At 52.5% G+C, this 14,646-nt stretch carries 13 protein-coding genes; 9 read left to right on the top strand and 4 right to left on the bottom strand.

Going from position 1 to position 14,646, the window contains the following annotated elements; all coding sequences use genetic code 11:
* Positions 1-13 precede the first annotated feature (13 nt).
* A complete protein-coding gene (gene qoxA / locus MKX42_RS29330) occupies positions 14-1,030 on the bottom strand; it encodes a cytochrome aa3 quinol oxidase subunit II (protein WP_340756667.1) in 1,017 nt (338 codons plus the stop codon).
* Between the two features lie 499 nt (positions 1,031-1,529).
* Here qoxA and MKX42_RS29325 point away from each other — a divergent pair, with 499 nt between their 5' ends.
* Positions 1,530-2,684 (top strand): polysaccharide deacetylase family protein, encoded by a 1,155-nt coding sequence (locus MKX42_RS29325; protein ID WP_340756665.1) that lies wholly within the window; start codon positions 1,530-1,532, stop codon positions 2,682-2,684.
* Positions 2,685-2,774: 90 nt separating this feature from the next.
* Here MKX42_RS29325 and MKX42_RS29320 read toward each other — a convergent pair whose 3' ends face one another.
* On the bottom strand, positions 2,775-3,392 hold the full coding sequence (locus MKX42_RS29320) for a TetR/AcrR family transcriptional regulator (RefSeq protein WP_340756663.1): 618 nt from the start codon (positions 3,390-3,392) through the stop codon (positions 2,775-2,777).
* 155 nt (positions 3,393-3,547) lie between these two features.
* Between MKX42_RS29320 and MKX42_RS29315 the strand changes: the two genes are divergently transcribed.
* The 5 genes from MKX42_RS29315 to MKX42_RS29295 all read left to right on the top strand — a co-directional run bounded on the left by MKX42_RS29315 (position 3,548) and on the right by MKX42_RS29295 (position 9,216).
* Positions 3,548-4,996, top strand: a complete 1,449-nt coding sequence (locus tag MKX42_RS29315; protein ID WP_340756662.1) for an MFS transporter — start codon at positions 3,548-3,550, stop codon at positions 4,994-4,996.
* Positions 4,997-5,184: 188 nt separating this feature from the next.
* The gene (locus MKX42_RS29310) at positions 5,185-5,574 is read left to right on the top strand and encodes a GntR family transcriptional regulator (RefSeq protein ID WP_340756661.1); all 390 of its coding nucleotides are present in this window, start codon (positions 5,185-5,187) and stop codon (positions 5,572-5,574) included.
* Complete coding sequence (locus MKX42_RS29305; RefSeq protein ID WP_340756660.1) at positions 5,567-6,469, top strand: ABC transporter ATP-binding protein; 903 nt, start codon at positions 5,567-5,569, stop codon at positions 6,467-6,469. Before MKX42_RS29310 ends, MKX42_RS29305 begins: the two co-directional genes overlap by 8 nt.
* The gene (locus MKX42_RS29300) at positions 6,444-8,453 is read left to right on the top strand and encodes a hypothetical protein (RefSeq protein WP_340756659.1); all 2,010 of its coding nucleotides are present in this window, start codon (positions 6,444-6,446) and stop codon (positions 8,451-8,453) included. The genes MKX42_RS29305 and MKX42_RS29300 overlap by 26 nt, the downstream gene beginning before the upstream one ends.
* Positions 8,454-8,694: 241 nt before the next feature.
* On the top strand, positions 8,695-9,216 hold the full coding sequence (locus tag MKX42_RS29295) for a mismatch-specific DNA-glycosylase (RefSeq protein WP_340756657.1): 522 nt from the start codon (positions 8,695-8,697) through the stop codon (positions 9,214-9,216).
* Positions 9,217-9,728: 512 nt separating this feature from the next.
* On the opposite strand, the gene MKX42_RS29290 is transcribed toward MKX42_RS29295, so the two are convergent.
* Positions 9,729-10,688 (bottom strand): MraY family glycosyltransferase, encoded by a 960-nt coding sequence (locus tag MKX42_RS29290; RefSeq protein ID WP_445669397.1) that lies wholly within the window; start codon positions 10,686-10,688, stop codon positions 9,729-9,731.
* Between the two features lie 94 nt (positions 10,689-10,782).
* Between MKX42_RS29290 and MKX42_RS29285 the strand changes: the two genes are divergently transcribed.
* Together MKX42_RS29285 and MKX42_RS29280 are read left to right on the top strand one after the other, a co-directional pair.
* Positions 10,783-11,472, top strand: a complete 690-nt coding sequence (locus MKX42_RS29285) for a YjjG family noncanonical pyrimidine nucleotidase (protein ID WP_340757884.1) — start codon at positions 10,783-10,785, stop codon at positions 11,470-11,472.
* Positions 11,473-11,577: 105 nt separating this feature from the next.
* On the top strand, positions 11,578-12,270 hold the full coding sequence (locus tag MKX42_RS29280; protein WP_340756653.1) for a hypothetical protein: 693 nt from the start codon (positions 11,578-11,580) through the stop codon (positions 12,268-12,270).
* A gap of 123 nt (positions 12,271-12,393) precedes the next feature.
* On the opposite strand, the gene MKX42_RS29275 is transcribed toward MKX42_RS29280, so the two are convergent.
* A complete protein-coding gene (locus MKX42_RS29275; RefSeq protein WP_340756652.1) occupies positions 12,394-13,377 on the bottom strand; it encodes a ring-cleaving dioxygenase in 984 nt (327 codons plus the stop codon).
* 430 nt (positions 13,378-13,807) lie between these two features.
* Between MKX42_RS29275 and MKX42_RS29270 the strand changes: the two genes are divergently transcribed.
* Complete coding sequence (locus MKX42_RS29270; RefSeq protein WP_340756651.1) at positions 13,808-14,644, top strand: AAC(3) family N-acetyltransferase; 837 nt, start codon at positions 13,808-13,810, stop codon at positions 14,642-14,644.
* Positions 14,645-14,646: the final 2 nt, after the last annotated feature.

The raw sequence follows: 14,646 nt of genomic DNA, 5'->3' as shown, positions 1-14,646 counted from the left end.
GCTCTTCAGAGAGCTAGTGTCCTTCATGTGTGCTTTCATCCACAGGGGAGCTTGGCAGCGGCTGATCGACTTCCGGATCAGGCTTGCTGTCAAATTCTGTGCCGCTGGACGGCTCGGGAGACGGATGAATTTCCTTGTTATCCTGGTGCTCCTGATTGCCGTTGTCCATATCCATCTCTTTGCCGCCGCCGCTCATATGCTCGCCGTGGTCTCCAGGAGGCGGACTGAACTCCAGATGGGTGGAGGAATACGTTTTGCGTCCGAGGTAATCCGTGGCCAGCAGGCCCTTGAATTCTTCCTCAGTCAGCTTAGGTGCGGTTTCCTTCACTTCCTTCACCCAGTCCTCGTAACCCTTGTTGCTCAGGACAAGGGCTTCGAATTCCATGTGGGCGAAGCCTTTACCGCTGAAGTTAGCATTCTTTCCGATATAAGAGCCTTCTGTATCAGCGGAGAGATGAAGCGTTGTCAGCATGTCGCTCATGGCGTACTTTTGACCGGCAAGCTGTGGAATCCAGAGACTGGTAATGGTGCCGAATGAGTACATTCTGAATTCAACTGCACGGTGTACCGGCATATTCACGTAGTTAACTGTTTCAATGCCTTCTTCCGGATAACTGAAATGCCATTTCCAGTTGGAGGAGGACGCATAGATGACCAGCGGAGTCTGATCTTTATAATCCGCAGCCACATTCTCCACTTCGTTTGTCGTCTTGACGGTTACAACAGACAGGAAGGCTACGATAATGATCGGGATAATAATCCAGATCGCCTCAAGGACTACATTGCCTTCCTCGTGCTTTGGAATGTAACCCTCATTACTCTTCTTCGCACGGTATTTCACCAATACAAAGATGTATAGGATGTAGACAACTGCCAGAACACCAAGCATTACAATAATTGAGAGGATAATGGTGTCAGATAACGTTCTGGCAGACGGCCCCTTCGGGTTCAGAACAGCGATTGAGCTGCATCCCGGCAGGAGAAGGATCAGGCTTAGAAACAGAGCGTATAACGGTCCCTTTTTTTTCATATAGAACTCCTTCCTTCAATACTACTTTTCATTCGCCGTTCATTAACGGAAGTACATTGATCTGTATCTATAGTAAGAACTACTTACCCATAATGCAAAATACATATTTTGTATAATTATATAAAATAGACCTTAAAAATGGCGAACAAGTTAAATATGTGTGATCAAATTGTTACAACTCCCTAAGGGTATGATAAAGATCACTGTAGTGGCGCACTTTAGCTAATTTTAAGGTTGTTCAATTTTTGTTCAAAATTCCGATATTGTTATTAAATTTGTCACAATTATTCTGTGCCAAAAACCGCTGATTTAACCGTGTAACGCCTGCTGTGACAGCATTCGACGAGAATTGCGTGCTTTCTGAAAATAATGGCGAACCCTCATTTATCATTGCATAAGAGTAACAATTTCTTAGCTTGCGGTTACAATCTCTCAAATTACGTTGAAAGTATATATGATAAAGTGATAGACAAATATACATAGATTGGAGACTGCTGCTGTGCGCATCAAGAAAATTCTGCTCTTATTCATGTCTTTATTCCTAATTATGGGGCTTGTGCAGGTCCCGGCTAACGCTAAAGGTGATAGCACTATTCTTAAACTCGGAGTCAACGATAAATTAAGTAAGGTTGAAGCTGTATCCGTTAAAGGCACTTATTATGTACCGCTGCGTGCGCTTGCGGATGAACTGAAATGGACCCTTACCGGCCTGACGGAAGGGATTCACGTAGCCGGCGGGACTGGTTCGCTTACCTTGCTAAGCAAGGACGGGGGTGCGGTGCTGAAGGACGGCACGACCGTGCCTATGAGCACTTTTGTACAGGACGGCAAGCTCATGGCTCCGCTGAAGGTCAGCGGGTACCTCGGGTATAGCATTTCCTATGCGGGAGATAAATATTTACTTCGTGTGAAGGACGGCTCGGCGCAGCTTACCGATGCAGCGTTTACCGATAAATATGCTGCCGACTTGAAGCCGAAGGCTCCAGTGGCTCCAACGACTCCTGCTACTCCGGTTACACCCACTGAGACGGGCAAGCCGGGCCGGACCGTATACCTGACCTTCGACGACGGCCCGTCGGCAACGACTGGCGAGCTGCTGGATATCCTGCGTAAATATGACGTACAGGCGACCTTCTTCATGCTGGGGAACAACATGAATGAGCATCCCGCCCAGGTGAAGCGGATTGCGAAGGAAGGTTATGGCTTAGCGCTGCATGGCGTGACCCACCGTAAGGAGAAGTTCTATGCCTCTCCTGCAGCGGCGCTTGCCGAGATGTCGGGGGCCAATGCAACTTTGAAGAAGCTGACGGGAGTAAGCACCACACTGATCCGTACGCCATACGGAAGCAAGCCTTATTTCACCAAGTCCTTCCGTGATAAAGTTCTGACGCAGGGATATCATCTCTGGGACTGGAACGTGGATTCCTATGACTGGAAATACAAGCAAAACAGCGACAGAATCTATAACACCGTGATGGATCAGGTAAATAAGCTGAAGGCGTCCAAGACCAACCCGGTAATTCTGATGCATGACCAGAAGGCTACACTCAAGGTGCTGCCGCGTATTCTGGAGAAGCTGAAGAAGGAAGGCTATACCTTCAAGCTCATTACGAAGGATATGGAGCCGCTCAATTTCTGGAAGGATAAACGCTGATCCGTAAGGGTCAATAGAGGAGAGCAAGCTGCGGGGTACCCTGCGGGCTTGCTCTTTTTTTTGCGGGAATCTATAGAGAAAACACTGCTGTTACTTGTACAGATATTGCACCAGCATATGAACCAGCTCTGACTTCAGCCGGTCCACAGCGATCCGCTGCGGCGAGAAGGAAATGAAGTCAACAATAGCACTCACGGACTCAAACACAATGATCGAAGCTGCCTCCATATCCGCAGTCTTCAGTTCATCCTGCCCCATCTGAAGATAGGACAGCGTCTTGAGCCGGCCGGACTCGTACTGGGCATCCATCAACTGCTTGATGGCTTCATCACTGTGATACATAATGTTAAGATCCTTGTGATACCCGATAAAAGCTTTATGCGAGAGCAGAAGCGTGTCTATCAGATGCAGGATCAGCTCCGTACGTTCGATCGTATTGAAATTAATCTCTGCCATCGACCGCTCGACCTCGGCCATCAGCTCATCCCCGTATTTGTGGAGCACTTCAATGAATACGGCCCTTTTATCCACAAAATAGGAGTAGAAGCTCCCGGTCGAGACCCCGGCTGCTGCTGCAATCTCCTTTGTGTTCGTCTGATAGAAGCCCTTGTCCGAGAACAGCTGCATCGCGGCCCGGATAATGGCTTCCTTCGTTCGTATACTGCGCTCCTGCTGCGGAGTTCTAATCTTGTCCTCTGTTTCACCCATATCGTAAGGTCCCCCTCATAGTACAAATTGTAGTGGAGCGGTTTTACGCTGTCAATAAAAGGTGAACCCTAGTTCATTTTCTGATTGACAAATATGAACTTGGGTTCATATAATCTGAATATGAACTATATTTCATATTTCGGGAGATGAACAAAATGGGGATTGGAATGCGCAGAGCTTTATCCTTTACGGCGATTGTGCTGGGATTTTTCATGGCGCTGCTGGATACGACCATTATTAATATTGCCCTGCCGGAGATGACCCGCCAGTTCGGGGGGAGTGTGTCGCAGGTATCCTGGGTGATGAACGGCTATAACCTGGCATTTGCCGTGTTTATCCTGACTGCCTCGCGTCTGGCCGATCAGTTCGGACGGAAGAAGGTATTTCTCATTGGCGTGGGGATGTTCACACTGAGCTCTCTGCTGGCCGGACTCTCCACTTCCCTAGGCATGCTGATTCTGTTCAGGGTCATTCAAGGCTTGGCGGGAGCCATTATTGTGCCGGTTACCATTCCGCTAAGCACCACCACCTTTCCCAAAGAAATGCACGGATTGATTATAGGCATATGGGGGGCCGTCTCGGGAGTGGCTGCGGCAAGCGGTCCGGCGCTTGGCGGAATACTGACACAGAAGCTGAGCTGGGAGTGGATTTTTTTTGTGAACGTACCGCTTGGGCTGTTGAGTATAGGGCTGACCGCTATGTTCATTCAGGAGTCACGGGATGATTCAGCAGGAAGGTCCATAGACTATGGCGGAATGCTGGGGATTACAGGAGGGATGTTCTGCATTACATATGCCTTGATAAAAGTGCAGGACTACGGCTGGAGCTCGCGCCCGTTCCTGGGATTGATGGTTGCGGGGGTGTTGTTTGTGGTGTTCTTTTTTCTTACGCAGTCTAAGGGGAAGGAGCCGATGCTGCCCCTATCCCTGCTGAAGATCAGAGCCTTCAACAGTACCTCGGTATCAATGATCGTGCTGGGGGCGGCGCTGATGAATATTTCGCTGCTGACCTCCTTTTATCTGACCCGGGTGATGGGGGTATCGGAGCTGAAGGCAGGGCTGGTCCTCTCAACTATGGCCTTAGGCTCCATCGCCAGCTCGGCTGTATCCGGACCGCTCTCTGCGAAATACGGCAGCAGTCTGTTCGCCGCAGCGGGAATGGTGCTGGTTGGCGGTGCAACCTATTCCATGAGCGGACTTGAGGCCGATTCTACGCTGGGTGCGGTGATGCTCCGGCTTGCGGCGACCGGCTTCGGCGTGGGACTCTCGATGCCGCCTGTGATGTCATCGGCGATCCGGGTTGTTCCTGAAGACAAGGTCGGCATCGCCTCGGGGGTGACGAATATGGCGAAGGCGCTGGGAAGTGTGCTCGGTGTGGCCATCATCGTCACTGTGCTCCAGCACAATACAACCCGGGAGCTGAGCGCGGCGAATTCCGCAGGCACAGAGGCGGGGGCCGGGGTAATAAGACAGCAGCAGGCGGCTGTGGATGCGTTCAGTCAGACCTATAAGTTCGCAGGCTACCTGCTGCTCCCGGGTATCGGCGCTGCCCTGTTCAGCGATGAATGCAGACAGCGGCGGAGCAGCAGTGTTCATGTTCAATAGAACAATCCCGCTAAGGAATCATAACCTCCATCTGTCCAACAGGCAGGCGGGGGTTATTTGCGTGACATGCTGAGAATAGATCGGCTAAAAGTTAATGATTGACATTAATGCTCAACTGTATTAATAATAGTAGTACAGTTAATACACTTAAACAGCCGGATCACAGATCCGAAGAAGGGAGGACTGTCATGTTCGAGTTGGATGTACGCAGCCGCAAGCCGATCTATGAACAGCTGACCGACAAGGTGAAGGAGTTGATTATGCATGGTATTCTGCGGGCGGATGAACAGCTGCCTTCGGTGCGGGCGTTATCCTCGCAGCTTACCGTGAATCCCAATACGATCCAGAAGGCCTACAGGGAGCTGGAGCGCGAGGGTTATATCTATTCGCTGCAGGGCAAGGGGAACTTCGTAGCCGCGCTGCAGCAGGGCCAAAGTGAGAGCAAACGGGCAGAGCTGAAGGAAGCGCTGCTGCGGCTGATGGCAGAAGCAGTCTACCTCGGGTTCACGGAGACGGAGATCAGTTCCCTGTACCGCCAGGCGCTGGATATTAGAAGAGAGGAGAGCAGCCATGATTGAGATACGCGGAGTGAGCAAGATTTTTCAGGAGGAACAGGCTGTGAACGGCCTCTCGCTGACGGTACCCAAAGGGGCCATCTACGGATTGCTGGGATCTAACGGGGCAGGTAAAACCACGCTCCTGAAGATGCTTGCGGGCATCTATCGCCCGGATACAGGGAGTGTGAAGGTGGGCGGGCAGCCTGTCTATGAATCACCGGAGGTGAAGCGCAGCTTGTTCTTCATGCCGGATAGCCCATACTTCTTCCCGCAGGCCACGATGAAGAGTATGGCGGAATTCTACCGCTCGATCTATACACAGTGGAGCCAAAAGAGGTACGAGGAGCTGATTGCAGTGTTCCGGCTCGATCCCCGGCGCAGACTCAGCCGCTTCTCCAAAGGGATGCAGCGGCAGGCCGCCTTCCTGCTGGCGCTTAGCTGCATGCCGGATGCGCTGATTATGGACGAGCCGATCGATGGACTGGACCCGGTGATGCGCCGCCAGATCAAGAATCTGCTGTTCCAGGAAGTCGCCGAGCGCGAGCTTACCGTGCTGATCTCCTCGCATAATCTGCGCGAGATTGAGGATCTGTGCGACCATGTCGGCATTATGCATGAGGGCCGGATGCTCGTGGAGAAGGATCTGGATGATCTGAAGGCCGACACGCACAAGATTCAGGTTGCTTTCCGTGACGTACGTCACGCGGCGGCGCTGGAATCAAAGCTGCAGATTCTTCATCAGGAGCAGCGGGGAAGCGTCAGCCTGTACATTGTAAAAGGAGAGCGGGAGCGGATCAGCCAGGCTTTTCATGTCTATGACCCGTATGTGTATGACCTGCTTCCGCTGACGCTGGAGGAAATCTTTATCTATGAAATGGGGGGGGCCGGTTATGACGCGCAGCCGATTATTCTGTAACAGCAGCATTATCCGCCAGAACCTGCGCCAGTATGGCTGGATTGGAATTTTGTATACGCTGGCGCTATTGTTTCAGCTTCCGCTGCAGATATTCATGAACGGCGATCCGTTAGCGGAGCCGAGTGAAATAGACAATCTGTTCAATCTTGGTGCTGATATTGCACCGTTTCTCCTGGTTTTTCCGATCACCACCGGATTGTTCCTGTCCCGTTATCTGCAGTCCAAAGGCTCCTCCGATCTGATGCACAGCCTCCCGCTGCGCCGCTCGTATCTGCTGTCTTCCTATACCCTGAGCGGTCTGCTTCTGCTGTTGCCGCCCATCTGGATTACAAGTGTGGTTACGGTGCTGGTCCGCCCGCTGGAGGGCAATATGTATATCTATCAGGGAGCGGAGGTCTGGCAGTGGTGCCTGACCCTTACTGTGCTGACCCTGTTCTTGTTTGCCTTCACTGTGTTTGTGGGAATATGTGTGGGACAGACCATTCTGCAGGGAGTGGTGACCATCATTCTGTTAGTCCTTCCGGCCGCAATCCTGCAATTTATCGGCATGCATCTGAGCAGGTATTTGTATGGATACCCGGGTGGAATGGGTTCACGGACAGATACGACGGATTGGGCGCCGATGCTGCGGGTTGTAGATATGTCCTACAAGCCTTTTAGCCATACAGAGCTGTCGGTCTATGCTCTCCTGTCCGCAGCCTTTTTAACGCTGTCCTTCGTGCTGTACCGTAAGCGCCACAGTGAGAAGGCAAGCCATGCGATGGCCTTCACCTATTTCAATCCGCTGTTCAAAGCCGGGGTGATGCTCTGCAGCATGCTGCTTGCGCTCAGCTACTTCGGCAGTATCAAGCAGGGAACCGGCTGGATCATCGGCAGTGTCGCCGCCGGAGGGGTCATCGGTTATATTCTCGTAGAGATGGTTCTCCGCAAAACCTGGCATATCCTGAACCGCAAGCTGCCGCTTGAATTGGCAGTATACAGTATCCTGCTTGGCTTGCTGCTCTATGTTCCTGTATCCGGCTTGACCGGATATGAGACCCGGGTTCCAGCGAACGAGAAGGTGAATGCGGTATTCGCCGGAGGCAATTATGATGAACTGACGCAACGCCCGTACGGCGCTAAGAACACTGCACCTGCGGAGGAGGCTGAGATCTATTCCAAGGACCCGAAGTATATTGAAGCTGTAACCGCACTGCATCATGCTGTCGTAACGGCGAAGCCGGGACAGAGCAATACCATGTGGGATTATGGATATCCCTCTCGCTACCGCTTCACGCTGTTATACCAGCTGAAGAACGGAGGAACGCTGAAGCGGACCTATCTGGTTCCCTCAGTGGGCTTCGAGCCGGAGCTTAAGGCAGTCATGGGACATGTGGACTACAAACGTGTGCGATACCAGATCTCCCAGATGAACAAGAACGCAGAGAGTATCCGGGTAAGCAATCTGAACAAGGCCTTCAGTATTTCCGATCCGCAGGAGGTGAAGGAGTTCAAGGACATTCTAACCCGTGAAGTGCTGAACATGTCTTACGAAGATCGGGTCTCGGATCAGCGGTCACGCGCTTCCATCCGCGTTCTTCAGAAACCGGATCAGGACGGTAATCAGGCCCATTTCTCTTATGAATGGTACCCGTCCTATCATGAATTGGGGGCTTGGCTGGAACAGAAGGGATATGCGGATAAAGTGCGGATTACCGCAGCGGACGTACGGTCCGCCGAGATGTTCATAGATATGAATCACAGTAAGCTGCCACCTGGGCGGATGTATGATCCCGAGACCCGTTTGGAGTTAGCACGCAGCGAGAAACGGGCGGTAATGGTCACAGACAAGACGCTCATTAACGATATTCTGGAGCATCGCCGCAATTACAACCGCAGAGAGGGAGCATATGCGGTGAAGATAGTATATAAGAATGATTCATCTAGTTATATTTCGCTGGATGAGCAGGAGATGTCTCCGGCGCTGAAGGCTCTTCTTCCTTAGTCAGTTTAATCTATTGCAGTAACTAGACAGTCTGTTCCTCCCGTTAACGGATGCATATCCTGTGCGGGGGGATTTTTATGTTGAAGCGGGAAGTCAGAGCCAGTGTCTGTGTCATTGCTAGTGCCAGTGCCAGTGTAGTGCTATCTTCTCTGCTTCTGCTTCAGGTGTACCTGAGTCCAAAGCATGGGTATATTAGATTAGGGTCTGCAAAATAATGCGGCCAGTGTTAGGAGGAACAAACATGGAAGAGGTACGGGATCATCTGGATCATGGACTCCAGATTGTCTTCATCGGGTTCAATCCCAGCATCCGCTCCGGAGAACTGGGTCATCATTATGCCAATCCGCGTAATAACTTCTGGCGCATACTGCATAAGTCCGGGCTGACGCCGCGGTTATATGAAGCTTTCGAGGACGGGGAGCTGCTGAAGCTGGGGTACGGCTTCACCAACATCGTCGCCCGCCCCACCGTAGGCGCTGAAGATATCACCCGGGAGGAGTACGCCAAGGGCCGTGAGCTCCTGCGGGCCAAGCTGGAGGAATACCGCCCGGAGATTGCCTGCTTTGTCGGCAAGGGCGTGTACACAGAATTCAGCCGCAGAACTACAGCCGCCTGGGGCTTCCAGGAAGGCATTGCTCCGGTGGTGGATGGCGTCCGGGAGTTCGTCGCCCCATCCTCCAGCGGCCTGGTCCGCATGCCGATGCCGGAGATCATCGGAATCTACTCACAGCTGCGTGACTTCACGGAGGAGCAGGAGCCTTAAGGCCGGAGAAACGCGTCATATGGTTGCGTGGGCTCGATGTATGCGAAAAACCGAATACTATCGGTACAGATGGGGGTTCGCGGGCCTGATGTATGCGGAAAACCGAGTACAATGCTCCGGCGCGAGGTAAGTAGCCCAATTGTATGCGAAAAATCGAACACAATGCGCAGATACGAGGGCGAAAGGTTGGGTAGAGCCGGGTTTGTGGTTTTATTTCGCATCCCGCTTAAACAGCGGAGAGGACGGAACGAATGCGGAAAAGCGATAGCGGTCGCCTTTGTCTCCGGATTTTTACCGATTAGGGAAATAAATAAAATCTGGAGACAACAGCGATTGTAGCAACGTTCCGTTCGCGGAGCGTCCACCCGAGCGCCCGCGTTGATCCTGCTCAAAAGTAAAAGGTTCTCCCATGTAATCAGGCAGCGCCCACGCTGACCAACCCGAACCAAAAAGGCTGCCCTCATCAGCCATTTCATGACTTTTGGGAACAGCCCTTCGTAATAGCAGCCTGCCTACGTCTGAATCAGCAGCAGGATAATGGATGACAGGGAGAGGCAAACGCTGGCAAGATAGAGCACGCCGACCACCTGTTTCTGGTTCAGGCCAGCCTTGAGCAGGCGGTAATGAACCTGAGTGGCGTCCGCCTGATAGATGGCTTGTCCCTTCAGGAAGCGTCTGATGACGACAAAAATATTGTCGAAGATCGGCACGCCCAGCGCGAGAATCGGAATGAACAGCGATAACACCGTGGCCTGCTTGAAGGCACCGTCCAGCGCAATCACCGCCAGAATGAAGCCTAGGAAGGTGGCGCCGGCATCGCCCATGAAGATTTTGGCCGGAGCCTTGTTGAAGCGCAAATACGCCAGCGTAACCCCGATCAGCGAAATTGCCATGTAGGCAGAAGTAGATTGGCCCATCGTGAGTGCGACTACAAACAGGGTAACTGCCGAGATCGCTGTAAGTCCGCCGGCCAGACCGTCCATACCGTCCGAGAAATTAATAACCGTAGTGACCCCGAAGATCCAGATGATCGTCAGCAGGAACTGCAAAATGAACGGCAGTGAGATATAATCACCTGAGAACGGATTAATGAAGCCGGTAAACGCATTGCCGGAAAAGAACACCAGAACGGCGGCGGCAATCTGTACGATGAATTTGGGCAGAGCCGGGAAATCCTTGCCTTTGGTTTTGTACCAGTCATCGATGGTTCCTATAGTCAGCAGAAGCACACCGCCAATGAACAGGGCGAGCGTCTCCAGGGTGAATTCACGTGCGAAGAGCAGATATGTAATGAAAAAGCCTACAAATATAGCGTAGCTTGCCGTTAGCGGGATAGGCTCCCTATGGATTTTGCGTTCAACATCTTCCCTCGGCCTGTCCACGAAATCCAGCCGGAAAGCCAGCCTGGCCAGAGGAGGAATCAGCAGATAAACGATAAAAAATGACACGAGAAAAGCTAAACCGTATAAAATGACAATCACCCCGTTGTTTTTTTAAAGGCCTATCCCAAATTATATCGCAGAAGGATGTATGTTGTCGAACTACATAAGCGAGATGGAGGACAAGATGAAATACGAATGTATCTTATTTGATGCCGATGATACACTGTTCGATTATGGAATGGCCGAGAGTCACGCTTTGAGCCATACCTTCGCCCACTTCGGGCTGCCGACAGGCGCGCAGGAGTATGCCGCCAGCTACCAGGAGATTAACCATGCCTTATGGAAGGATTTCGAGCAAGGCTTAATCACCTCTGCCGCCCTGCGGGTGGAACGGTTCAACCGCCTGTTTGCCGCCCGTCAGCTCACCTTCAAGCCGGAGGAATTCAGTGAAGCATACCTGCGCTTCCTCGGGGAGGGCACCTTCCTGATTCAAGGGGCTGCCGAGCTCTGCGGCGAGCTTGCCGGGTGCAGGCTGGCAGTAATTACGAATGGAATCAGCGATGTGCAGCATGCCCGGATTAAGAGCTCCCCGCTTAGCGGGGTATTCGAGGCGGTGATTGTATCGGAAGAGACGGGCTACCAGAAGCCGGAGACGGGGATTTTTGATTATGCTTTTGCCAAGCTTAATCTGTCCGATAGACGCAAGGTGCTGATCGTCGGAGACTCCCTGACCTCGGATATCCGCGGCGGGAACAATTACGGCATCGATACGTGCTGGTTCAATCCGCTGGACAAGCCTGGTGATTCTGAGATAGTGCCCACCTATGAAATCCGCAGTCTGGACGAGCTGGTGGAGATCGTGAACCGTGCGTAAGCGGAATAAAAGGCGGCAGGCAGATTGAAAGTTTCGCTTCCGTGTTAAATATATAAAGACGCTAAGTCCATACTTTTTTAACAACAACATACGGGAGAGGATATTATGAGAAAAAAATGGCTGATTGCCGCAGTGGTCACCGGCATGACGGTAACAGGCTCGGCAGGGGTGTATGCGGGCACTAAGCTGCAGCAGATAAAGGCTTATCTGAACCATAGCCTGGGTATTGTGGTGGATGGTAATCCTTTTTGGATGAAAGACGGCAATGGCAAAACCCTGACACCGATCACCTACGAAGGTCTCACCTACCTGCCGGTCCAATCGATCGCCACGGTACTGAAGGTGCCTATCAATTATGACTCGGTCAACTATAAAGTGAGAATTGGTGCCGGCAGCGCGGATATTCCTGCTCCGACTCCTGCTCCGGGAACCTCTACCGGCGGAGGGAATGCAACTCCTGCTCCAGTGGTGGAGGGGACAGCAAGACCGGTTAATCTGCCTAAGGATTTTCCGATTCCTCAGGATGCCTTGATTGCGATCACCTTAGATACGGATGCTAACGGCCTGAAGAAGGTGGCGTTCACATATTCAACGCAGGAGACGCTGGACACCATGGGCTTCGTATACAGTGAATATGCGCGGATTAAAAATCTGGATAATGCCTCAGTGTCGGTATCGTCCAGCAATGTCAAAGTCTCGGGCAGACTCGGCGGGACAAGTCCTTTATCCATTACAGGCAAAGCCTCAACGGCCCGCCCCGGCTTCAATCTCTTCACAGTCACCTGGTCAGAGAGCTGATCTGAGCCAGTAAGTTAAGCTGTTATACAGGCTTGGCTAACCCAAAAAGAAACTCCGGCTTGTAAGTGGGCCGGAGTTTCTTCATGTGCAATTCGCCAAGGCTAATTCACCAAGGTAATATGATCAGACTTGCGGACGGGTATCCAGCGGCTTCAAGTGGGCCTCAATCTGTTCACGCCTTGCTTCCAGGAACGGCGGCAGGGCCAGCGCCTCACCCAGATGCTCGACCTCCTCATCCGTGGCGAATCCCGGTCCGTCCGTTGCCAGCTCGAACAGAATACCGTTCGGCTCCCGGAAGTACAGGGAGCGGAAGTAGAAGCGGTCCACAAAGCCTGAGTTCGGAAGCTGTACGCTGCGGATACGTTCAATCCACTGCTTCAGCTCCTCTTCGTTGTCAACGCGGAAGGCTACATGATGCACGCCGCCCCGTCCCAGGCGCTCCTGCGGAAGATCGCTGCGTTCCTCCAGATGGATCTCCGTGCCGGAGCCGCCTTCACCGGTCTCGAACACGATAATATCCGGCTGGCCCGCCACCGGAGAAGGATAACTGCCTGCGCGGCGGAAGCCGAGCAGGTCCTCCAGAATCAGGGCTGTATGCTCAGCAGTCTCGACGGTCAGATGTGCCGGTCCCAGTCCGACAATGGCATACTCGGCAGGTACCGGGCTCTTGGCCCAAGGCTTGCCGCCGGGCATGCCCTCGTTATGCTCATCCGAGACGAGGATGAGGCGCTGGCCCTCATGGTCGGTGAAGGCCAGCGTCTTGCGGCCGCCGCGTTCGGTGATTCCCTCATGCTCTACGCCGAACACGGTGAAGCGCTGTGTCCAGAAGAGCAGGGCATCATCCCCGGGAACACGCAGGGAGAGTGCGGAGATGCTGTTGTTGCCATCACGGTTACGCCCTGCGTTTGGCAGCTCGAAGAAGGTAAGCTCCGTGCCGGGATTCCCGGTCTCATCCCCGTAGAACAGGTGATAGACGGATACGTCATCCTGGTTGACGGTCTTCTTGATCAAGCGGAGTCCGAGCACTTCTGTATAGAATTTGTAGTTCTCCGGCGCTTTGGCGGTAATGGCGGATACATGGTGAAGCCCTTTTAGTGTTAAACTCATGGGAATACCTCCTGAAGTTTGGTTGTTATATAAGACACACTTAAGAGTTGAACTCGAAGCTAGGTCGTCACTGTGGTGAACATTTGGACTTCCGGCCGCTGTTGTATTAGGATTTCCTGATTAGAACCGCTCTTCGCGGTAGAAATCCAAATACAGCATATGCTTCCGAAGCGAGCTTTCCTGCGGAAAGCTTTCAGGCGGTCGCTTCCGCTCCTACAGTTCCAAATTTCCCCTCCGCTTCTTTTTGCTTTTTGTTAATTTCTTTAGTGTTTCTTATATAACTTGGATTGTTATATAAAGAAATTACTTATTAATATTAAGTTACTATAATTTTAATAGTAAATGAGTGATTTTGCAAGATGTATTTCAGGGTGTATTTCAAGATGTATTTCAAGGACGGTATTTATTATTCAGGAAAGCGGGGTTAATCATGCACACCAGAACAAGTCTGATGAAGCAGCTGGAGAGGATGGGAATCAATCCGCAGGGGACACTGCTGGTCCATTCCTCGTTCAAAAGCATCGGTGAAGTGGAAGGGGGAGCGGATACCGTACTGGATGTTCTCTCAGAATATATGAAGGAGGGGCTGCTGGTCCTGCCCACCCATACCTGGTCTTATATCGACGGGCAGAATCCGCGCTTCTCGGTGCTGGAGTCGCCCGTCTGCGTGGGGATTCTGCCGGAGCTGTTCCGCAAGCGGCCGAACGTGATCCGTTCCTGGCATCCCACACATTCGGTAGCGGCGCTAGGCAGGGATGCGGCGGTGTTCACAGCCGGAGATGAACGCTGGGATACGCCTTGTGCGCGCGGATCGGTCTACGGCAAGCTGCTGGACCGGGGAGCGGAGATTATGCTGCTCGGTGTGGATCTGCGGAGGAATACGTTCATTCACGGCATAGAAGAGTGGGTGGATATTCCCGGCCGGATGACGGACGGGCATGAGGCGCTCTATACCGTGACGCCGGCAGGAGAGGAGATTGCGGTGCCTTCGCGCAGACACTGCGGACTGTCCTGGTCGCAGCATTTCTGGAAGGTGGAATCTGTGCTGGAAGACGGCGGGGCGATGCGGAGGGGCAGCTTCGGCGATGCCGCGGTTTTGCTCTGCGGCACGGTAGAGACTACGCGTATCCTGAGCGGCATGCTCAGAGAGAACCCGGATCTGTTCTCGGATAACGAGCCGCTCTCCGGGGAGGATGTGCCTGAGGCGCTGCCGAAGACGAAGCGGGGGCAACCTGTACAGGCAGGTCAGGAGCATACTAATAGTTAATT

Source organism: Paenibacillus sp. FSL R7-0204 (genome assembly GCF_038002225.1).
Classification (GTDB): domain Bacteria; phylum Bacillota; class Bacilli; order Paenibacillales; family Paenibacillaceae; genus Paenibacillus_AQ.
This window is presented reverse-complemented; position numbering and strand designations above follow the sequence as displayed.

Coding starts and splice junctions, on each gene's coding strand:
- MKX42_RS29270 (WP_340756651.1), top strand. CDS start 13,808: ATGCACACCAGAACAAGTCTGATGAAGCAGCTGGAGAGGATGGGAATC.
- MKX42_RS29315 (WP_340756662.1), top strand. CDS start 3,548: ATGGGGATTGGAATGCGCAGAGCTTTATCCTTTACGGCGATTGTGCTG.
- MKX42_RS29305 (WP_340756660.1), top strand. CDS start 5,567: ATGATTGAGATACGCGGAGTGAGCAAGATTTTTCAGGAGGAACAGGCT.
- qoxA (WP_340756667.1), bottom strand. CDS start 1,030: ATGAAAAAAAAGGGACCGTTATACGCTCTGTTTCTAAGCCTGATCCTT.
- MKX42_RS29300 (WP_340756659.1), top strand. CDS start 6,444: ATGACGCGCAGCCGATTATTCTGTAACAGCAGCATTATCCGCCAGAAC.
- MKX42_RS29295 (WP_340756657.1), top strand. CDS start 8,695: ATGGAAGAGGTACGGGATCATCTGGATCATGGACTCCAGATTGTCTTC.
- MKX42_RS29275 (WP_340756652.1), bottom strand. CDS start 13,377: ATGAGTTTAACACTAAAAGGGCTTCACCATGTATCCGCCATTACCGCC.
- MKX42_RS29320 (WP_340756663.1), bottom strand. CDS start 3,392: ATGGGTGAAACAGAGGACAAGATTAGAACTCCGCAGCAGGAGCGCAGT.
- MKX42_RS29285 (WP_340757884.1), top strand. CDS start 10,783: ATGAAATACGAATGTATCTTATTTGATGCCGATGATACACTGTTCGAT.
- MKX42_RS29280 (WP_340756653.1), top strand. CDS start 11,578: ATGAGAAAAAAATGGCTGATTGCCGCAGTGGTCACCGGCATGACGGTA.
- MKX42_RS29310 (WP_340756661.1), top strand. CDS start 5,185: ATGTTCGAGTTGGATGTACGCAGCCGCAAGCCGATCTATGAACAGCTG.